The 20,721-nt window shown below is 63.0% G+C and carries 20 protein-coding genes; 13 read left to right on the top strand and 7 right to left on the bottom strand.

What is annotated here, in order from left to right:
- Positions 1-137: 137 nt before the first annotated feature.
- Positions 138-1,112: a COX15/CtaA family protein gene (locus FEZ59_RS15360; protein WP_172932847.1), complete on the top strand. Its 975-nt coding sequence runs from the start codon at positions 138-140 to the stop codon at positions 1,110-1,112.
- Between the two features lie 63 nt (positions 1,113-1,175).
- Here FEZ59_RS15360 and FEZ59_RS15355 read toward each other — a convergent pair whose 3' ends face one another.
- Positions 1,176-1,538 carry a hypothetical protein gene (locus tag FEZ59_RS15355; protein WP_020969598.1) on the bottom strand — a complete coding sequence of 121 codons (363 nt, stop codon included), beginning with the start codon at positions 1,536-1,538 and terminating at the stop codon, positions 1,176-1,178.
- Between the two features lie 83 nt (positions 1,539-1,621).
- Here FEZ59_RS15355 and FEZ59_RS15350 point away from each other — a divergent pair, with 83 nt between their 5' ends.
- A complete protein-coding gene (locus FEZ59_RS15350) occupies positions 1,622-2,587 on the top strand; it encodes a quinone oxidoreductase (RefSeq protein WP_019748405.1) in 966 nt (321 codons plus the stop codon).
- 56 nt (positions 2,588-2,643) lie between these two features.
- Here the strand turns inward: FEZ59_RS15350 and FEZ59_RS15345 are convergent, their stop codons facing one another.
- The gene (locus tag FEZ59_RS15345) at positions 2,644-3,627 is read right to left on the bottom strand and encodes a heme o synthase (RefSeq protein ID WP_003944994.1); all 984 of its coding nucleotides are present in this window, start codon (positions 3,625-3,627) and stop codon (positions 2,644-2,646) included.
- A gap of 201 nt (positions 3,628-3,828) precedes the next feature.
- Between FEZ59_RS15345 and tkt the strand changes: the two genes are divergently transcribed.
- The 10 genes from tkt to FEZ59_RS15295 all read left to right on the top strand — a co-directional run bounded on the left by tkt (position 3,829) and on the right by FEZ59_RS15295 (position 13,603).
- Positions 3,829-5,931 (top strand): transketolase, encoded by a 2,103-nt coding sequence (gene tkt / locus FEZ59_RS15340; protein ID WP_019748403.1) that lies wholly within the window; start codon positions 3,829-3,831, stop codon positions 5,929-5,931.
- Positions 5,932-5,936: 5 nt separating this feature from the next.
- Entirely contained in the window at positions 5,937-7,061 is a 1,125-nt protein-coding gene (gene tal, locus FEZ59_RS15335) for a transaldolase (protein ID WP_046379904.1), read from the top strand.
- Between the two features lie 4 nt (positions 7,062-7,065).
- Positions 7,066-8,610, top strand: a complete 1,545-nt coding sequence (gene zwf, locus FEZ59_RS15330) for a glucose-6-phosphate dehydrogenase (RefSeq protein ID WP_020907722.1) — start codon at positions 7,066-7,068, stop codon at positions 8,608-8,610.
- Positions 8,610-9,518 carry a glucose-6-phosphate dehydrogenase assembly protein OpcA gene (gene opcA / locus FEZ59_RS15325; RefSeq protein ID WP_097388189.1) on the top strand — a complete coding sequence of 303 codons (909 nt, stop codon included), beginning with the start codon at positions 8,610-8,612 and terminating at the stop codon, positions 9,516-9,518. The genes zwf and opcA overlap by 1 nt, the downstream gene beginning before the upstream one ends.
- Entirely contained in the window at positions 9,511-10,248 is a 738-nt protein-coding gene (gene pgl, locus FEZ59_RS15320; protein WP_020969595.1) for a 6-phosphogluconolactonase, read from the top strand. The genes opcA and pgl overlap by 8 nt, the downstream gene beginning before the upstream one ends.
- A 326-nt stretch (positions 10,249-10,574) precedes the next feature.
- Positions 10,575-11,495, top strand: a complete 921-nt coding sequence (locus FEZ59_RS15315; RefSeq protein ID WP_134999237.1) for an SDR family oxidoreductase — start codon at positions 10,575-10,577, stop codon at positions 11,493-11,495.
- Positions 11,496-11,521: 26 nt separating this feature from the next.
- A complete protein-coding gene (locus tag FEZ59_RS15310; protein ID WP_041814994.1) occupies positions 11,522-11,866 on the top strand; it encodes a DUF1801 domain-containing protein in 345 nt (114 codons plus the stop codon).
- Between the two features lie 32 nt (positions 11,867-11,898).
- Positions 11,899-12,621, top strand: a complete 723-nt coding sequence (locus tag FEZ59_RS15305) for an AAA family ATPase (RefSeq protein WP_046378541.1) — start codon at positions 11,899-11,901, stop codon at positions 12,619-12,621.
- Positions 12,622-12,648: 27 nt separating this feature from the next.
- A complete protein-coding gene (locus FEZ59_RS15300) occupies positions 12,649-12,969 on the top strand; it encodes a TfoX/Sxy family protein (RefSeq protein WP_019748395.1) in 321 nt (106 codons plus the stop codon).
- Between the two features lie 121 nt (positions 12,970-13,090).
- Positions 13,091-13,603 (top strand): hypothetical protein, encoded by a 513-nt coding sequence (locus tag FEZ59_RS15295; protein ID WP_223257831.1) that lies wholly within the window; start codon positions 13,091-13,093, stop codon positions 13,601-13,603.
- On the opposite strand, the gene FEZ59_RS15290 is transcribed toward FEZ59_RS15295, so the two are convergent.
- From FEZ59_RS15290 to secG, 3 genes are all read right to left on the bottom strand, one after another.
- Positions 13,590-14,375, bottom strand: coding sequence for an oxidoreductase (locus tag FEZ59_RS15290; RefSeq protein WP_021344228.1), 786 nt, complete (start codon positions 14,373-14,375; stop codon positions 13,590-13,592). The two genes, FEZ59_RS15295 and FEZ59_RS15290, sit on opposite strands and share 14 nt — an antisense overlap.
- A gap of 104 nt (positions 14,376-14,479) precedes the next feature.
- Positions 14,480-17,254, bottom strand: coding sequence for a phosphoenolpyruvate carboxylase (ppc, locus tag FEZ59_RS15285; RefSeq protein ID WP_172932846.1), 2,775 nt, complete (start codon positions 17,252-17,254; stop codon positions 14,480-14,482).
- A 103-nt stretch (positions 17,255-17,357) separates the two neighbouring features.
- A complete protein-coding gene (gene secG, locus FEZ59_RS15280; RefSeq protein ID WP_003944946.1) occupies positions 17,358-17,591 on the bottom strand; it encodes a preprotein translocase subunit SecG in 234 nt (77 codons plus the stop codon).
- A 209-nt stretch (positions 17,592-17,800) separates the two neighbouring features.
- Here secG and FEZ59_RS15275 point away from each other — a divergent pair, with 209 nt between their 5' ends.
- A complete protein-coding gene (locus FEZ59_RS15275) occupies positions 17,801-18,601 on the top strand; it encodes a tyrosine-protein phosphatase (RefSeq protein ID WP_134999235.1) in 801 nt (266 codons plus the stop codon).
- A gap of 110 nt (positions 18,602-18,711) precedes the next feature.
- Here the strand turns inward: FEZ59_RS15275 and tpiA are convergent, their stop codons facing one another.
- Positions 18,712-19,497: a triose-phosphate isomerase gene (gene tpiA / locus FEZ59_RS15270; protein WP_019748390.1), complete on the bottom strand. Its 786-nt coding sequence runs from the start codon at positions 19,495-19,497 to the stop codon at positions 18,712-18,714.
- A 6-nt stretch (positions 19,498-19,503) separates the two neighbouring features.
- On the bottom strand, positions 19,504-20,715 hold the full coding sequence (locus tag FEZ59_RS15265) for a phosphoglycerate kinase (protein ID WP_019748389.1): 1,212 nt from the start codon (positions 20,713-20,715) through the stop codon (positions 19,504-19,506).
- Positions 20,716-20,721 lie beyond the last annotated feature (6 nt).

Below are 20,721 nucleotides of genomic sequence, written 5' to 3'. Positions count from 1 at the left end.
GGGGCAGGCGCGCAGCGAGCTGGCCCCAACGACGCGGGGCAGGCGCGCAGCGAGCTGGCCCCAACGACGCGGGGCAGGCGCGAAGCGAGCTGGCCCCAACGACACTGTGTAGTTGATGGGGAACTACGATCGTTGGCGTGGTGAATCGTGTGTATGCCGGATTTTTACGCTTGGTGGATCGACTACCTCTCCCCTCGCTGAAAACGCAGAAAATCATCGCGTTCATCGTGATCCTGACGCAGGGCGGCATCGCTGTCACCGGCGCGGTGGTGCGCGTGACGGACTCGGGACTCGGTTGCCCGACGTGGCCGCAATGCTTCCCCGGTAGCTTCGTCCCGGTCGGCCACGGACAGGTCGCGGTGATTCACCAAGCCGTCGAGTTCGGCAACCGCCTACTCACGTTCCTGGTCGTCATCGTCGCTGCCGCAATCGTGCTCGCGGTGACTCGCGCTCGCCGCCGCAAAGAGGTGCTTGTCTACGCCTGGATGATGCCGCTCGGCACTGTCGTTCAGGCAGTGATCGGCGGTATCACCGTCCTCACAGGTCTCCTGTGGTGGACGGTCGCCATTCACTTGGTTGCGTCGATGCTGATGGTCTGGGTTGCCACGGTGATGTACGCGAAGATCGCGGAACCCGACGAGGCAACAACTCTGGTCGTGATGCCGAAGCCGCTGCGCTGGCTTACCGCGCTGTCCGGTGTCGCGCTCGCCGGCGTATTGGTCGCCGGAACTCTCGTGACGGGTGCAGGTCCCCACGCGGGCGACAAAGGCCTGGACCGCACGGTTCCGCGCCTGGAGGTCGAGATCGTGACGCTTGTTCATCTGCACTCACAGCTGCTGGTCGGATATCTCGCGCTGGTCGTGGGTCTGACATTCGGTCTATATGCGGTCGGGACATCTGCGGCCGTGAAGATCCGTCTGAAGGTCCTGCTCGGACTGATCCTCGCCCAAGCGCTCATCGGGGTCGTGCAGTACTTCACCGATGTGCCGGAAATTCTGGTGATCATGCACGTCGCCGGTGCGGGACTGTGCACGGCTGCGACCGCAGCAGTTTGGGCTGCGGGTAAGATCCGCCAGTACACGCCGACCGATTCGCCGATACCGGCTCTCTGACGCTTCAAGACACGTGTGGGGCGTAGGAACACCAAGAAGTGTTCCTACGCCCCACACGTCATTTCAGGCTTCGTTGCGTGCTTTCGGGAACCGAGTCTGGTTGGCGACCCAACCGGCCATCTTCTTGAAGTGGCCTTCCTGGGGGGTGACGATGCTCGTCAGCTCACGCTCCCACTCGGCAACGGTGACGGTGTCGAACGACGCAACGACGGCATTGGCCGTGGCAAGGTCCTCGACGACCTGATCACCGAGGATGCCGTCGGCACCCACGAGAGTGATGCGAACGCCGGCCAGGCCGACCGGCTGAATGACGGCGCTGGCGGTGCCGCCGTGCTCGGCGACGAACTTGGTGATGGCGTTCACCGTGGACTTCGGCAGTTCCGGCGCGGACGGGGTGGCGTCCGACTTCTCGGTATCGGTGCTCATGACTCGACAATACTGGTCGGTAGCCCGGAAGCGACACCAGGCATGGACTGAGCGTCGGCCGTTCCGGGTGTAGAACAGAAACCATGCGAGCCATCTACGTGACCGAGACCGGCGGACCAGAGGTTCTGACTCTGACCGAACAACCCGAACCGACACCCGGCCCAGGCGATCTACTCGTCAGGACCGAAGCGATCGGCATCAATTTCATCGACACGTATTTCCGAATGGGCCAGTACAAGCGTCCGCTCCCCTACATTCCCGGCGACGAAGGCAGCGGCGTCGTCGAAGCTGTCGGTTCCGACGTCACCGAATTCGCCGTTGGTGACCGTGTCGCGTGGGCGGCCGCCACGGGCAGCTACGCCGAGAAGGTGGCCGTTCCCGCCGCAGTCGCGGTGAAGGTGCCCGACGGTGTACCGGCATCGGCCGCAGCGTCGGCGCTCCTGCAGGGGATGACGGCGCACTACCTCGCGAAGTCGACGTATCCGATCCAGAGCGGCGACACCGTGCTCGTGCATGCAGGCGCGGGCGGCGTCGGGTTGATCCTGACGCAGATGGCCGTCAGCCTCGGGGCGAAGGTCATCACGACTGTGTCGTCGGATGCGAAGGAAGAACTCTCGCGCGGCGCCGGTGCCTCGGAGGTCCTGCGGTACGACGAGGACATCGCAGCGCGAGTCCGGGAGTTGACCGGCGGCGAAGGAGTAGCGGCGGCATACGACGGCGTCGGCGCGACAACTTTTGATTCGAGCTTGGCTTCCGTCCGTATTCGCGGCACTGTCGCGTTGTTCGGTGCGGCCAGTGGCCCGGTTCCGCCCGTCGATCCGCAGCGGCTCAATTCATCGGGTTCGTTGTTCCTGACGCGTCCGACGCTCGCGCATCACATTCGCACTCGTGAGGAACTGACCTGGCGTGCCGGCGATGTCTTCGACGCCATTGCGGCCGGGAAGCTCGATATTCGCGTCGGCGCCGAGTATCCCCTCGCCGACGCGGCAACAGCCCATCGGGATCTGGAAGGTAGAGCAACGACCGGGTCGATCGTTCTGATCCCCTAGCGAAGTGCTGTGCGCCTTCATTAACCGCGGGCGGTTAATAAAGGCGCACAGCAGAATCAGCTGAGCATGTCGCTGATCGTCTGGAGTCCGAGAACCGAGTCGACAGCGAGGCCGACGAAAACGATCGCAAGATAGTTGTTCGACTGCAGGAACAGGCGCAGCGGCTTGACCTGAGCACCGCCGCGAACGCTGCGGTACAGCTGATGAGCCATGAGCAGGAACCACGCACCGGCGACGATGGTGATTGCGGCGTAGATGACGCCCGACGCGGGGACGAGGACAAGCGTCGTGACGACCATCGCCCAGCTGTAGAACAGGATCTGCTTGGTCACGTGCTCCTCGGTGGCGATCACCGGAAGCATGGGAACACCTGCCGCCTTGTAATCCTCTTTGTATCGCATCGCGAGCGCCCAGGTGTGCGGCGGCGTCCAGAAGAAGATGATCAGGAACAGCACGACGGGCTGCCAGCTCAGCGACCCGGTGACAGCGGCCCAGCCTACGAGGACGGGCATACATCCGGCTGCGCCACCCCAGATGACGTTCTGCCAGGTACGACGCTTGAGAACCATCGTGTAGATGAGGACGTAGAACGCGATCGTGATCACGACGAGGATGCCGGCCAGGAGGTTGGCTCGCCACCACAGCCACAGGAACGACGCGAGTCCGAGAAGAAGTCCGAAGACGAGTGCGTTACGGGTCGGCACCGCCTCGCGGGCCAACGGACGCTTCGCGGTGCGCTTCATGACCTTGTCGATGTCGGCGTCGACGACGCAGTTGAGCGAGTTCGCACTCGCTGCGCCCATCCAGCCACCGAAGAGGGTGCTGAGGATCAGAACGATGTCGACCGTTCCGCGATCGGCCAGCAGCATTGCCGGAATGGTTGCCACCAACAACAATTCGATAACTCGCGGCTTCGTGAGCGCGATATAAGCCAGAACCTTGCCCGTTGCGCGACCCCACACCGTATCGGTATTGGTCGCCCGCGGGGCGGCACCTGGGCTGCCGAAGCCATGTCCGCTCGGCTGTTGCCCTGTCCGCACGTTCTCTCCTTGCACCACGCGTTACCGCACTAACTGTTCACGACACACTGCTGACACTGTCCTCTACTACGAACGATGGTAGACCGCAGCCATTGAGGAACCGAATCGACCCGGACAGCCAGGACCATTAGGCTGGGTTACGCAGTGGAGGGACACCCCACCCTCGCAATCCACGTACACCATGTCAGGAGACATCTGCCAGTGTCGATCACAGACGAGATCCACGTCCTCACGCAACCCGTCCACCCCTCGGACTGGACCGACCTGGACACCAAGGCTGTCGATACCGCCCGCGTGCTCGCCGCCGACGCGGTTCAGAAGGTCGGCAACGGCCATCCCGGAACTGCAATGAGCTTGGCGCCGTTGGCATACACCCTCTTTCAGCGCATCATGCGCCACGATCCTTCGGATGCAGAATGGGTCGGCCGTGACCGCTTCGTTCTTTCCTGTGGCCATTCGTCCTTGACGCTGTACACCCAGCTCTACCTGTCGGGCTACGGTCTCGAGCTTGCTGACCTCGAAGCTCTCCGCACATGGGGCGCACTGACCCCCGGTCACCCCGAGGTCGGCCACACCGTCGGTGTCGAGATGACCACCGGTCCGCTCGGCCAGGGCCTTGCGTCCGCAGTCGGCATGGCCATGGCTGCGCGTCGTGAGCGCGGGCTGTTCGATCCGGAGACCCCGGTCGGCTCCTCCCCCTTCGACCATCACATCTACGTGATCGCGTCCGACGGTGACATCGAGGAAGGCGTCACCTCCGAGGCGTCGTCACTCGCGGGTGTCCAGGAACTGGGCAACCTGATCGTCTTCTACGACGACAACAAGATCTCCATCGAGCACGACACCGCCATCGCTCTCGGCGAAGATGTCGGAAAGCGCTACGAGGCGTACGGCTGGCACGTTCAGCACGTCGATGGCGGCGAGAACGTCTCCGGCATCCTCGACGCGGTTGCCGCTGCCAAGGCCGTCGTCGATCGTCCGTCCATCATCTTGCTCCGCACCATCATCGGTTTCCCGGCGCCGAAGAAGATGAACACCGGCGACGTTCACGGCTCCGCACTCGGTGCCGACGAGGTCGCCGCGGTCAAGGAAGCCCTCGGGTTCGATCCGAGCAAGTCCTTCGACGTCGACGCCGACGCTCTGGCTCACGCCCGTGAGGTCGTCTCGCGCGGAGCCGACGCACACAAGGCATGGCAGGTCGAGTTCGACGCGTGGGCCGCACGTGAGTCCGAGCGCAAGGAACTCTTCGACCGCCTGTTCGCCGGTGAGTTCCCTGCCGGCTGGGCCGACGCTCTCCCGACCTACGAGGCCGACGCCAAGGGCGTTGCGACTCGCAAGGCCTCCGGTTCGGCTCTCAACGCGCTCGGACCGATCCTGCCCGAGCTGTGGGGCGGTTCCGCCGACCTCGCCGGCAGCAACAACACCACCATCAAGGGCGCAGATTCGTTCGGCCCCTTCTCCATCTCCACGAGCGACTGGACTGCGCAGCCTTACGGCCGCACGCTTCACTTCGGTATCCGTGAGCACGCGATGGGCTCGATCCTCAATGGCATCGCGCTGCACGGCCCGACCCGCCCGTACGGCGGAACCTTCATGGTCTTCTCCGACTACATGCGTCCGGCGGTTCGCCTGGCTGCACTGATGAAGACTGCCGTCACCTACGTCTGGACCCACGACTCGATCGGTCTCGGCGAAGACGGCCCGACTCACCAGCCGGTCGAGCACCTCGCTGCTCTTCGTGCGATCCCGAACCTCGCCGTCGTCCGCCCGGGTGACGCCAACGAGACCTCGTTCGCATGGCAGGCAGCACTCGAGAACAAGACGGGCCCGACGGCTCTGGCGCTCACCCGCCAGGACATCCCGGTTCTCGAAGGCACCAAGGAGAAGGCTGCCGAAGGCGTCAAGCGCGGCGCTTACGTCCTCGTCGACGCTGCCAACGGTTCGCCCGAGGTCATCTTGCTTGCGACCGGTTCCGAACTGCATCTGGCCACCGAGGCTCGCGAGACCCTCGAAGCTCAGGGCGTCGCAACCCGCGTCGTTTCCGTGCCGTGCCTCGACTGGTTCCTCGAGCAGGATCAGGCGTACCGCGACGAGGTCATTCCGCCCGCCGTCCGCGCACGCGTGTCCGTCGAAGCCGGTATCGCAATGCCGTGGTGGCGCATCCTCGGCGACGCCGGCCAGGCCGTCTCGCTCGAGCATTACGGCGCTTCCGCCGATTACAAGACCTTGTACCGGGAGTTCGGCATCACCGCCGACGCGACTGTCGAAGCCGCGCAGCGCTCCCTCGCATCTGTGAAGGGATGATCTCGATGACACAGAACGTGAATACCGAAAAGCTCTCCGCTGCAGGCGTTTCCATCTGGCTTGACGACCTCTCGCGAGATCGCATCCAGTCCGGCAACTTGCAAAACCTCATCGACACGAAGTCGATCGTGGGTGTCACGACCAACCCGTCGATCTTCCAGGCGGCACTGTCCAAGGGCTCCGACTACGACGCTCAGGTTCGCGAGTTGGCCGAGCGCGGCGCCGATGTCGACGCCACCATCACGGCCGTCACCACCGACGACGTGCGCGCTGCGTGCGACATCTTGGCCCCGCAGTTCGAGGCATCGAACGGCGTCGACGGCCGCGTGTCCATCGAGGTCGATCCTCGTCTGGCGCACGACACCGACGCGACTGTCGCGCAGGCGATCGAGCTGCACAAGATCGTCGACCGCCCGAATGTCCTCATCAAGATCCCCGCAACGCTGGCCGGTATCCCCGCCATCGCCAAGGTGATCGGTGAAGGCATCAGCGTCAACGTCACTTTGATCTTCTCGGTCGAGCGCTACGAAGCTGTCATGGGCGCGTACCTCGACGGTCTGGACACCGCCAAGGCTGCCGGCCGCGACATCTCGTCCATCGAGTCGGTCGCCTCGTTCTTCGTCTCCCGTGTGGATTCCGAGATCGACAACCGCCTCACGGCGATCGGCACGCCGGAAGCTCTCGAGCTTCGTGGCAAGGCTGCACTCGCAAACGCTCGTCTGGCGTACAACGCGTACCAGCAGATCTTCGAGGTGCAGCCGCGCTTCCAGGCTCTCCTGGCCGATGGCGCCAAGGCTCAGCGCCCGCTGTGGGCGTCGACCGGCGTGAAGAACCCGGATTACCCGGACACGCTCTACGTCACCGAGCTGGTTGCGCCCAACACGGTCAACACCATGCCGGAGAAGACGCTCGACGCTCTCGCCGACCACGGTGAGATCACGGGCGACACGATTTCGGGCACCGCTCAGGACTCGCAGGTCGTCTTCGATCAGCTCGCAGCTGTCGGCATCGATCTTGCGGACGTGTTCAAGGTCCTCGAGACCGAGGGCGTCGACAAGTTCGAGGTGTCCTGGAACGAGTTGCTCGACGCAACTGCCGAGCAGCTTCGCGCAGCAACCCAGAAGAGCTGAGCCTGTGAGCGATTCCGCGGCGGCATCAGATTGGGTGAATCCCCTTCGGGACAGCACCGACAAACGGCTTCCGCACATTGCGGGGCCCTGCGCCCTGGTGATCTTCGGTGTTACCGGCGACCTCGCCAGGCGCAAGCTCATGCCAGCCATCTACGACCTCGCCAACCGTGGACTGTTGCCGCCCGGATTCGCTCTGGTCGGGTTCGCCCGGCGTGAATGGACGGACGAGGACTTCGCGAACGTCGTCCTCGAAGCAGTCAAGGACGGTGCTCGCACCAAGTTCCGTCAGGACGTCTGGGAGAGGCTCGCCGAAGGTATCCGGTTCGTGGAGGGCAGTTTCGACGAGGCCGAGGCCTTCCAGAACCTGTCCGAGACGTTGGCCACCCTCGACAACGAACGTGGTATCGGCGGCAATCACGGGTTCTACCTTGCGATTCCGCCCAACGCGTTTCCTCAGGTGCTCGAGCAACTGTCGGCGTCGGGCCTCGCGCAGGCCGAGGACGGTCAGTGGCGACGAGTTGTCATCGAGAAGCCGTTCGGTCACGACCTCGAGAGCGCTCGCGAACTGAACGCCGTCGTCAACAAGGTGTTCCCCGAGGACACGGTCTTCCGTATCGACCACTACCTCGGCAAGGAAACGGTCCAGAACATCCTGGCTCTGCGCTTCGCGAACCAGTTGTTCGATCCGATCTGGAACGCGCACTACGTCGACCACGTCCAGATCACGATGGCCGAGGACATCGGCCTAGGTGGCCGTGCCGGGTACTACGACGGCATCGGCGCGGCCCGTGACGTGATCCAGAACCACCTGCTCCAATTGCTCGCGTTCACGGCGATGGAAGAACCCATCAGCTTCGAACCGCTCAATCTGCAGGCGGAGAAGATCAAGGTTCTTTCGGCAACGCGTCTGGCCGAACCACTCGACGAGACCACTGCCCGCGGACAATACGAAGGTGGTTGGCAGGGCGGGTTGCCGGTAGTCGGACTCCTCGAAGAAGAGGGCTTCGCAGCGGACTCCACAACGGAGACCTTTGCCGCCATCACCCTCGAGGTCGACACCCGTCGCTGGGCGGGCGTGCCGTTCTACCTGCGCACGGGCAAGCGTCTCGGCCGCCGCGTCACCGAGATCGCCGTGGTCTTCAAGCGCGCACCACACCTGCCGTTCGACAAGACCATGACCGAAGATCTCGGCCAGAACGCACTCGTGATCCGCGTGCAGCCTGACGAGGGCGTCACCATGCGGTTCGGCTCGAAGGTTCCCGGATCGAGCATGGAAGTCCGTGACGTCAACATGGACTTCTCGTACGGTCAGGCTTTCACCGAGTCGTCACCGGAGGCGTACGAGCGACTCATCCTCGACGTGTTGCTCGGCGAGCCGTCTCTCTTCCCCGTCAATGCCGAAGTCGAATTGTCTTGGGAAATCCTCGATCCCGTCCTCGAACACTGGGCAGCCGGCGGCAAGCCGGAACCCTACGAGGCTGGAACGTGGGGACCACCGTCTGCGGACGAAATGATGCAACGCACCGGACGCGAATGGAGGCGACCCTAGTGATTCTCGATTTGCCCTCCACCACCACGGTCCAGGTCAGCAAGAAACTGGTCGAGGTACGTAAGACCGGCGGCGCTGTCACCTTGGGACGTGTGCTCACGCTTGTCGTCTGCACCAGGGACACCGGGAACGCCGAGGCCGCAATCGAGGCCGCCAACGAAGCAAGCCGCGAGCACCCCTGCCGCGTCATCGTGCTTCTGCGTGGCGACGAGCAGAGCGAGCCTCGGCTCGATGCTCAGATCCGCGTCGGTGGGGATGCCGGCGCCTCTGAGGTCGTGGTGCTGCGCCTCTACGGTCCCCTGGCGGACCACGAGAGCAGCGTCGTCATCCCGTTCCTGCTCCCCGACACACCGGTAGTCGCGTGGTGGCCCCTCGAGGCACCCGAGATTCCGGCGAAGGACCCCGTCGGAAAGCTTGCGATCCGTCGTATCACCGACGCCACCGGTGCCCCGGATCCGACTGCCACCATCAAGGGACGACTCGCGTCGTACACCGCCGGTGACACCGATCTCGCCTGGAGTCGCGTCACCTACTGGCGCGCACTGCTCGCGTCGGCTCTCGATCAGCCGCCGCACGAGAAGATCACCTCAGCGGTGGTCTCCGGTCTCAAAACCGAACCGGCACTGGATATTCTCGCCGGTTGGTTGGCTGCCAAGATCGACGGTCCGGTCATCCGACGTACGGGTGAGCTCACCGTCGAGCTGAAGCTGGAGACTCGCAGCATCTCCATCAGCCGCCCACAGGAGGGTACGACCGCAACCCTGATCCGCACCGGTCAGCCCGACTCGCTGGTCTCGCTCGGTCGTCGAGAGACGCGCGATTGCCTCGCCGAGGAATTGCGTCGGCTCGATCCGGACGAGATCTACGAAGAAGCTCTGGCTGGGTTGGACAAGGTGACCTATGAGTGATGTTGTCGTAGAGAAGTTTCCCGACGCCGGCCAACTGGTCGATGCCGCTGCCGCACGCCTGGTCACGACAATCGTTGATGCCCAGAAGGCTCGCGGGTTCGCATCCATCGTGCTGACGGGTGGCGGAACCGGGATCGCACTTCTCGAGAAGTTGCGTGACGCTCCCGGCGACATCGACTGGTCGCAGATCGATCTGTACTGGGGCGACGAACGGTTCCTGCCGTCCGGCGATCCCGAGCGGAATGAAGTCCAGGCTCGTGAGGCGCTTCTCGATCACGTGCCGGTCGATCCCGACAGGGTGCATGCGATGGCCGCATCCGACGGTATCTACGACGGTGATCCGCACGGGGCGGCGACGGCGTACGAACAACTGCTGGGCGCTCAGGCACACGGCAATCAGGTTCCGACGTTCGACGTGCACCTGCTCGGCATGGGTGGAGAAGGACACGTCAACTCGTTGTTCCCGCACACCGACGCCGTTCGCGAGGAAGCTCGTTTCGTTGTCGCGGTGACGGACTCCCCCAAGCCGCCACCGGTACGGATCACCCTGACGTTGCCTGCTGTTCGGCGTGCCAAAGAGGTCTGGCTGCTCGTCTCGGGTGCTGCAAAGGCCGAGGCCGTTGCCAAAGCTGTCGGAGGTGCTTCGTCCGAGGACTGGCCGTCCGCCGGCGCCACCGGTTTGGTGGCGACGCGTTGGTTCCTCGATACGGACGCTGCCTCGCAGCTCTGATCTGATTTCACGGATCTGATTTCACACCGGGCCGGGAATCGTCTTCAGGCGATTCCCGGCCCGGTGGTACATCGAGGACATTTTCACAGTGGCGAGTCATGACTACCCGCTGAGTCCGGATCCGATGCGAATTTCCTTTTGACGGAACGGAACTCAATCCCGAGATCCCTTGTCTCCAACGGGCACTCTGCCCTGCACAATGATTCATCTCTCCCCCTGTCTCGTTCTTTCGAGCGATTACTACCTTGGACGCCGCGAAGTAGGGTTCGGTTCCGCAGATCGCTTTCACTCTTGAACGAAGCAATCCAGGCGAGAACAATCGAACAATGTCGTGGACACCGAATCCGGATGCACTTCGCGGGCGAGTGGCTGTTGTTGCCGGGGCGACGAGGGGCGCCGGACGCGGAATCGCCGCAGCCCTGGGTGAGGCCGGTGCAACCGTCATCTGCACTGGCCGGAGCACATCTGCCGGAATACTTCAGTCGGACTATCCGCGCGGCGAAACCATCGAGGAGACGGCAGAGCTTGTCACCGAACTGGGCGGCGTCGGCGTGCCGATTGCCGTCGATCATCTCAAGAGCAAACAAGTGGCTGATCTCGCCGAACGCGTGCGCGCCGACTATCAACATATCGACATCTTGGTCAATGACATCTGGGGCGCGGAACTACTCAAGGGTGGGCCGGCGGAGTGGAACACGCCGGTGTGGGAACACGATCTGGACAAGGGCTTTCACATTCTGCGCCTGGCGATCGACACCCACATCACCACGTCGCACCACCTCCTGCCGCTGATGATCGATCGGCCAGGCGGACTGGTCGCCGAAATAACCGACGGCACTACCGAATACAACGCATCGAACTATCGCATCTCGGTGTTCTACGACCTGGCGAAGGTATCCGTGAACAGGCTTGCATTTTCGCAAGGCCACGAACTTGCCCCGTTCGGCTGTACTGCCGTCGCCATCACTCCGGGGTTCCTGCGATCGGAGATGATGCTCGACAATTTTGGTGTCGGCGAATCGAATTGGCGTGACGCTTTGTCGCCGGAGCGGGATGGGCCGACTGCACCTCCGGATTTTGCCCGCTCCGAGTCACCAAGATTCACAGGACGTGCGATCGCCGCCCTCGCCGCCGATTCGAATCGGAAGCGATGGAATCAGCGATCGGTCAGTTCAGGCGAACTCGGAACGGCATACGGGTTCACCGACACCGACGGCAGCCGCCCCGATTTTTGGCGAGCCAACTGAATCCGACAGTGATTAAGATCCGTTTCATGGCCGAATTCGCGACGATCGACGATTACATCGCGTCGTTTCCCACCGACGTGCAGCGATCCCTCGGGAGCATCCGCGAGACGATCCACAGCACTGTTCCCGGCCTCGATGAAACCATCAGCTATCAGATGCCGACCATGACGGTGAATGGGAAGAACCTGGTTCACTTCGCAGGCTGGAAACACCACATCTCGATGTACCCACTCCCGGCAGGTGACGCAGAGTTCGAGAAGTCCGTCGACCCGTACCGGGCTGCGAAATCAACCGTGAAGTTCCCGCTGAACAAACCGATCCCCCTCGATCTCGTGGCTCGAATCGTCGAATTGCTCGCGCAGCGCCACTAACCTCAGTTCCCGTCGGAGCCTTGTGAGAGCGTATGGCCGTGCAGAGACAACCCATCCGACGCATCAAGGCCGGGACATCGTCGGGCGCTGACGTAGGCAGCTGGCCGATGACGGTGCCCGCGGTTGCGCAGATCATTCAGGACGGTCTTGAACTTCCACCGGGTGTCACCATTCTGGTCGGCGAAAACGGAGCGGGGAAGTCGACCGTCATCGAAATTCTTGCCGCCGTTCTCGGTCTCAATGCCGAAGGCGGGTCGACCAATACGCGACATCAGACCAGATCGAGTGAACCGAGCGCCCTCGACCTTGTGGTCGAGCGGAGCCCCGGCGCGTCGAAGTGGGCGTACTACCTCCGAGACGAAACCTTGCACGGGTTGTACACGTATTTGGAGGACAACCCCAATCCCACGCGACCTGAACCGCTTTACCATCACCTCTCCCACGGTGAGGCGCTGCTCGAGATCTTGTCGTCGAGGACCTCCGACGGCGGCTTCTATCTGATCGACGAACCCGATGCCGCACTCTCATTCCAAGGGACCTTGACGCTGGTCGCGCTGCTCGGTGAGCTGGTGGAATCTGGCGCGCAGGCGGTGATCGCGACGCACTCGCCGATCATCGCGGCACTGCCGAACGCCAATCTGCTCGAGATCGGCGAATGGGGAATCCGAGCCGCGAGCTGGGAGGACCTCGATCTGGTCTCGAACTGGCAGCGGTTCCTTCACGACCCGCAGACGTACCTGCGCCACCTGATCTAACCTGGAACTCCACCCCAGGAGGCATCCATGGCATACGACAAGGCGCTGGCTGAGCGTATCCGCGATGCGCTCTCGGGCGAGAGCGACGTCGAAGAAGTAAAGATGTTCGGTGGGCTGAGCTTCATGGTGAACGGGAAGCTGGCCGCCAGTGCGAACTCACACGGCAACATCATGGTTCGGTGTGACCCCGATCGAGTTGACGAACTCCTGACGCACAAGGGTGCAAGTTGGCCCGAGATGCGGGGTAAGCCGATGAGCAAGGGATGGATCGTCGTCGACCGAACCGGGACGAGTTCGAACGTCGAGTTCAATGCGTGGATCAAGGAAGCTCTGGACTTCGTGCACTGACTGGTACTGCCGGTTCGATCAATTTCGCTCGATTCGGCAAAAAGTGAAGTGGGCGGCCCTAGACTCCGAAAAAGCATTGGATTGGGCGCCACGACGGCGCGGAGGAAAGGTGGTCCGTCGCGTGACGTTCACACCCAATCAGCCGGATCACCAACGCGCCTTCGGGTTTCAGCCGCCGTCGACCCGCGCAATTCCCTCCCTCATGCCCGACCGTTTCGGACCTAGCCTCATCGGCTCGCTGTGGGCGTGCGCCGGGATCGTCGCCGGAAGCCTCGGCCCGTGGACGTCGTCCTCCGCCCTCGACCACAGTGGTATCGACGAATGCGGAGTGATCACACTCGTCCTCGCTCTGGGCTCGGTAACCGCGCTTATCACCCTCATGGTTCGAGACGTCACGCCCGAGATGAAGAATCACTGCACGGGACCGCTGGTGGGAATCGCCGTCTTGATCGTTGCCGTCGGAAACGCCGCGTCCATTGTGCGACGTAGTACCGAGGTCGCAGGGCACACCGCCGGACCGTCCATCGGGTGGGGACTGTGGGTGGTCATCGCGTCTGCAGTGATCCTGTGCATCATGTCGTCGTCCGTCGCGCACATGATCAGGTTTCAGGCAGCAATGATCACAAGGTCTTGATCAGCCCGCCGTCGATCACGAAATCCGCGCCCGTCACGTTCCCCGCGCGATCGCTGGCGAGGAACAACACCAGGTCCGCTACCTCTTCGGGAAAGGTGAAGCGGCCTGTCTCGGCGCCGGCGGCGGCACTTTCGACGATATCGTCGGCCGCTGAACCATTCGCCTTCGCCAGCGTCGAGGCCACTCCGTGCTTGCCGAGCCACAACTCCGTCTGCACCGGACCAGGGCTGACGGTATTGACGCGGATCCCCTTCCCTCCCAGTTCTTTCGACAACGACTTCGAGAAGTTGGTCAACGCCGCTTTGGCGGCGCTGTAGTCGATCACCGTGGGATCAGGCAAGAATGCGTTGACCGAACTGATCGTCACGATGCTCCCGCCACCTCTGCGGATCAACTCCGGCAGCGCAGCGCGAACAGTGCGTACAGCCGACAAGAACGTCAGATTGAACGACGACGCCCACTCTTCGTCCGTGATAGCCGCGAAGCCGCTCGTTCTCGGAGTGACGGCGCCGACGTTGTTGACCAAGATGTCGACGCCGCCCCTCGCTGCTGCAACCTCGAGCAGTCGGGTAGATCCTTCGACACTCGCGAGGTCGACGCCGACAAAGGTGACGGCGCCGCCGGACTGCAGCGATTCGAGTTCCGGCGAGAGCGTCCGCGAGCCCGCGACGACGTGGACTCCCTCGGCCACCAAGGCCCGAGTGATCGCCAACCCGATACCTTTTCCCGCGCCGGTAACCACGGCAGTTCGTCCGTCCAATTGCAGATCCACTGCGGTCCCCGTTCGGTCCGGTGCGCAGCGTTGGGTGTGCGTGCGACAGCTCTAGAGTCGCCGCACGCACACCCTGGTAAACCTGCAGAACCAGCCGCTGTTACCTAGCCACTGTTACGAAGCGCAGTGGCCAGGCCGTTCATCGTCAGCTGGATACCCCGACGCACCTGATCGCTCTCGTCGCCGGAACGGTACCGACGGATCAGCTCGACCTGTAGATGGTTGAGAGGTTCGAGGTACGGGAACCGGTTGTGGACCGAACGCTCGAGGCCCGAGTTGTCGGCAAAGAGGTTCTCGTTGCCTGTGATTGCCTTGTACATGCGAATTGTGCGTTCGTGCTCGTCGGTGATCATTCCGAAGACTCGATCGCGCAGTTCGGCGTCGGGCACGAGGTCCGCGTAGCGGGCCGCCAAACCGAGATCAGACTTCGACATCACCATGGCCATGTTCGAGAGCACGGTTCGGAAGAACGGCCACTTCTCGTACAGGCCCGTCAACGTGGCAAGCCGAGTGTCGTCTCCGTCTATCCATCTTTCGAACGCGGCGCCGGTTCCGTACCAACCCGGAAGCATCACGCGAGACTGACTCCACGAGAGCACCCAAGGAATGGCACGCAGATCGGAAATCGCCTTGGTCTGCTTGCGAGAGGCCGGACGAGAGCCGATGTTGAGTGCTCCGATCTCGGCGACCGGCGTCGACGCTTCGAAGTACTGCACGAATCCTGGTGTGTCGTGCACCAATTCGGTGTACGCGGTGCGGGCGAGTGCCGCCAACTCGTCCAACACCGCGTAGGCCGCATCTGCGTCGCTGCCAAGACCTTCGACGTCGAGCAACGTCGACTCGATAGTCGCGGCGATGAGTGTTTCGAGGTTGCGGTGCGCCAGACGCGGTTCGGCGTACTTGGCCGCAATCACCTCACCCTGCTCGGTGATTCGCAGAGAACCAGCGACGGCACCGGGGGGCTGCGCGAGAATCGCTTCGTAGCTCGGTCCGCCGCCACGTCCGACGGTTCCGCCGCGGCCGTGGAAGAGCCTCAACCTGATTCCGCTCTTACGCGCGGCATCGACGAGGTCGAGTTCGGCACGGTACAGCGCCCAGTTGGCGGCCAAGTACCCGCCGTCCTTGTTCGAGTCGGAGTACCCGAGCATCACTTCCTGACTGTCACCGCGCGAACGGACGATCGCACGATAGATCGGGATGTCGAGCGTCGCCAGCAATGTGTCGGCGCCGCCCTGCAGATCCTCGATCGTCTCGAACAACGGGACGATGCCGATCGGGCAGGAGGGTTCGCTACCGACGCCCGGATCGAGCACCCCGACCTCTTTGAGCAGCACCGCAGCTTCGAGCATGTCGCTGACCGAGGTACACATGCTGATGATGTAGTTGGGTACTGCGCCCGCTCCGAGAACCCGCACTGCCTTGGCGCCGGCCGCCATGATGGCCAGTTCCTTGGTGGTCAATTCGCTGAACTCGGCGTCCGGCGAAGTCAGTGGTCGCCGCGTCGTCAACTCGGCCGACAGCAGTTCGACTCGATCGGCTTCCGGCAAGGACGTGTAGTCCGGGTGAACTCCGGCCCACGCCAGAAGTTCTGCGACGACGCTTTCGTGTACCTCGGAGTTCTGCCGCATGTCCAGACCGGACAGGTGAAAGCCGAACACCTCCACCGCTTCTCGGAGCCGATCGAGTCGATCGTCGGCGATGGTCTCGTCGCCGAAACGACGCAACGAGGTGTCGATGATTCCGAGATCCCGCTGCAGTTGTGCCGGGTCGGTGTACGCCTCGAGTCCGTCGTCGGAGCCGTGGGCGGGCAACTCCCCCAGTACCGTCAGTGCGGTTGCGCTCAATCGCCCGCGGATGCCGCGAATCGCGCGACGGTAGGGCTCGTCGGCCCGGAATGCAGAATCGTCGCCGGAGGTAGACGCCAGCAGATCGAGTTCGGGCGTGACGGACACCAACCGCGCCGACATCGACAGTTCACGCTCGAGATGTTCGAGTTCCTCGAGGTGATGCTCGAGAGCAGTCGCCGCAGCGCGCGACGTGGCGCGCTGGACGATTTCGCCGGTCACGTACGGATTGCCGTCCCGGTCACCGCCAATCCACGAACCCGGCCTCAGGATCGGTTCCGGCAGGAGCCCGGCGTCCGGCCAACGCGTGCGCAGAGCTTTGCGGACCTCGGCATTGATCTTCGGAATCACCTCGAACAACGCCGCGTCGTAGTAGCGCAGGCCTACCTCGATTTCATCCTGGATACGGAGGCGGCTGAGCCGGATCAGAGCCGTCTGCCACAGGGTCAGGATCTGACGGCGCAATTGCAGATCGACATCAGCGGTTTCTGCGACGCTCAGCGCCGTGCGCTCGCGGTATCGCATCAACTCGGTGATCCGACTCTGCGTCTCGAACACCGTGCGGCGTCGAGTCTCCGTCGGGTGAGCGGTGATGACGGGTGAGACCAGGGCGCCCCGCAGCGCTTCTTCGACGGTAGCCGAATCGATATCGGCTGCATCGAGTTTGGTGTACGTGGCGGCGAGAGTGCTGTCGCGGGGCGGCTCACCCGCGTTGACGTGGATGGCCCGTCGACGCTCGCGGTGGATGTCCTCGGCCAGGTTGGCGAGCAGCGCGAAGTGACTGAACGCACGAATGACGGGAATGGCGTCGTCCGTACTGATTTCGGCGAACAGCGACACCAGTTCGGCGCGGTCGATCTCCGACCGACGGACTCGGAACGACTCGACACGGGCTCGCTCGACCAGATCGAAAACATTGTCGCCGGCTTGCTCTCGCACTATTTGTCCGAGTATTCCGCCGAGAAGCCGGATGTCTTCGCGCAGCGGCTCGGTGGCCTCTCGCGGTGTTTCTCGATGCGACGCGGTTTCAGTCATCACTCAATTATCGACCGAAACAAAGAACCCCGCTCGATAGGCGGGGTTCCGTGTCTGAAATTCGTGTGTGAAAAACTACCGGCTGCAAGTCATGAGCCGAGAATCAGGCGAACTTGATCTCCAGGCCGATGCCGACGATCGAGATGAGCCAGATCAACGCGGTGAAGACCGTCAACCGGTCGAGGTTCTTCTCGACAACAGTCGATCCGGACAGGCTGGACTGGACACCGCCACCGAACAGACTCGACAAACCGCCGCCCTTACCGCGGTGCAGGAGCACCAAGGCGATGAGGAGCAAGCTGGTGATGACCAGCAGGATATCCAGGAACAGTTTCATGTCTGTCTACGTCCACCAATCCAATAGGGACAACTACAACCGATAACACCATACAGGCGCGCACAGATAGCCTGACCACATACCCGCCTCGCACATGACTTTGCACCCGGCCAGGCACGACTCTTGGTCAGTGGCATCGATCACACTGTCGAGATACCGATTCAGTAGTTTTTCAGTTGACGCGACTCTACCTCCGAAAGGCCGGCTCCATGCTTTCCGACACTGCCCTGCCCGACACTGCCCTGTCAGACATACCCCTGCCTGACACACCACGTCTGGCTTCGATTCACAACTTCCGCGACGTGGCCGGCCCCGGGTACGTCACGACCAGCGGACAGGCGATGAGCCGCGGAGTTTTCTACCGCGCAAACGTGCTGACGCCCTCGCCTGAGGATCTTGCGATCGTGGAATCGCTGGGGCTGACTGCCGTCTACGACGTGCGCTCCGAAACCGAAGCGAACGAAACTCCCGACACCGTGCCTACGCCGGCTATGTACGCCCACATTCCCATCCTGTCCGGCAACATCCACGCCGAAGCGATGGCTCTCCGAACAGCGGACGCTGCAACAGCTTTCATGCAGAACATCAATCGCAGCTTTGTCGCAGACCCGGTCACTCGCAGCGGATTCTCGCAGTTGTTCGCCGCCCTGGCCACTACCGCCGGGCCGCAACTCTTCCACTGCACGGCAGGCAAGGACCGAACAGGCTGGGCAGCAGCACTACTGCAGACACTCGCCGGTGTACCGCGCGAAACGATCATGGCGGACTACCTGCTCACGAATACGTACTCGGCCGAGTACATCGATGCGACGGTCGCAACGATCGCCGCCGCCACAGATGCAGACAAGGGCGAGGTGATCCGGTTGCTGCTGTCCGTCGACGCAAGTTACCTGGGCGCTGCCTTCGAGCAGGTGGAACACCACTACGGGACCGTCGAGAACTATCTGACCACCGGGTTGGACCTTGCTCCCGAACTCGTCGGCGCTTTGGAAACCAAACTCGTGCGCTGAATCCGGCGAATCAAAAAACTGCGGGCGTGTGACCTACTCGGTCACACGCCCGCAGTTCAGTGTCATGCAGTAACAGTGTCCTGCAGTTTCCAGCTCACGACCCGATCACATCACGGGAGTGGACCGCCTGCAGCGATCGCAGACAGTGTCGCGAACTCGTCAGCCTTGAGCGACGCGCCGCCGACCAGAGCGCCGTCGACGTCAGTCTGGCCGACGATCTCTCCGACGTTCTTGGAGCTGACGCTGCCGCCGTACAGAACGCGAACGCCGGCTGCGACCTCGGCGTCGGCAAGTTCGGCAACTGTTGCTCGTACCGCAGCGCACACTTCCTGTGCATCGGCGGCAGAAGCGACCCGGCCGGTGCCGATGGCCCAGACAGGTTCGTACGCGATGACGATCTTGGAGATCTCCTCCGCGCTCAGGCCCGCCAATGAACCCTTGAGCTGGTCGACGTTGTAGGCAACGTGATCGCCCGCTTCGCGGATCTCGAGGCCTTCACCGATGCACACGATCGGCGTGAGGCCGTTCTTGAGAGCGGCCTTGGTCTTGGCGAGGACGGTCTCGTTGGTCTCACCGTGAAGGGTGCGACGCTCCGAGTGGCCGACCACGACGAAGGTGCATCCGAGCTTGGCCAGCATGGAGCCGCTGATCTCACCCGTGAACGCACCCGAGTCCTGAGCCGAGACATCCTGCGCGCCGTACGTGAGGAGGAGCTTGTCGCCCTCGATCAGCGTCTGGACGCTACGGATGTCGGTGAACGGCGGGATGACCGTGACGTCCACTTTGTCGAAGTACTTCGCAGGCAAGGAGAAAGCGATCTTCTGCACCAGGGCGATAGCCTCGAGGTGGTTCAGATTCATCTTCCAGTTGCCGGCGATCAACGGCTTACGTGCCATGTCGGATCAGCCTTCCAGTACTGCGATGCCAGGCAGCTCTTTGCCCTCGAGGTACTCGAGGGAAGCGCCACCACCGGTGGAAATGTGCGAGAAGCCCTCGTCCGGGATACCGAGCTGACGAACGGCTGCTGCAGAGTCACCGCCACCGACGACGCTGAAGGCGCCCTTCTCGGTTGCCTCCACGATTGCCTCGGCGACACCGCGGGTGCCTGCCTCGAACTTCGGGAACTCGAACACGCCCATCGGGCCGTTCCAGAACACCGTCTTGGCGCCGGTCAGGATCGCGGCAAAGCGCTTGACCGACTCCGGTCCGATGTCCAGTCCCATCCAGCCGTCGGGAATCTTGTCGAACGGAACGATCTTCGACTCGGCATCGGCCGAGAAGGAGTCCGCGACGACAACATCCTGAGGGATGTGGATGACGTCGGCGTACCGGTCGAGGAGACCCTTGCAGGTCTCGATCATGGACTCTTCGCACAGCGAATTGCCCACGGAGACACCCTGAGCCGCGAGGAACGTGTAGAACATTCCGCCGCCGATCACCAGAGTGTCGACCTTCGGTGCCAGTGCCTCGATGACGGCCAGCTTGTCCGAGACCTTCGAGCCACCGAGCACCACCGCGTACGGACGCGCAGCGTCCTGCGTGAGCTTGGCGAGCACCTCGACCTCGGCGCCGACCAGGTAACCGGCGTAATGCGGGAGCAGCTTCGCGACGTCGAAGACCGACGCCTGCTTACGGTGAACAACACCGAATCCGTCGGAGACGAATGCGCCGTCGTCACCGACCAGCTCGACGAGAGCCTTGGCGAGCTTGACCCGCTCGGCTTCGTCCTTGCTGGTCTCGCGAGGGTCGAAACGGATGTTCTCGAGCATCAGGACGTCACCATCGGTGAGTCCTTCGGAACGAGCCAGCGCGTCCTGTCCCACTACGTCACCGGCGAGTTGCACGTTGCGACCGAGGATTTCGGCCAACTTCGCAGCAACCGGTGCGAGGGAGAACTTGGGATCGGGCTGACCGTCGGGGCGCCCGAGGTGCGCGGTCACGATGACCTTCGCTCCACCCTCGGCAAGTGCCCGCAGGGTGGGAGCGGACGCGACGATGCGGCCCGGGTCCGTGATTTCTCCGCCATCCAACGGGACGTTGAGGTCGGAACGCACCAGTACGGTGCGCCCCTCGACCCCAGCGTCCAGCAGATCCTTCAGCGTCTGAACTGCCACTGTTAT

The sequence above is a fragment of the Rhodococcus sp. MS13 genome (genome assembly GCF_013277835.1).
Lineage (GTDB): Bacteria > Actinomycetota > Actinomycetes > Mycobacteriales > Mycobacteriaceae > Rhodococcus_F > Rhodococcus_F erythropolis.
The sequence above is the reverse complement of the archived record's forward strand: the minus strand, read 5'-3'. Positions and strand labels throughout refer to the sequence as shown.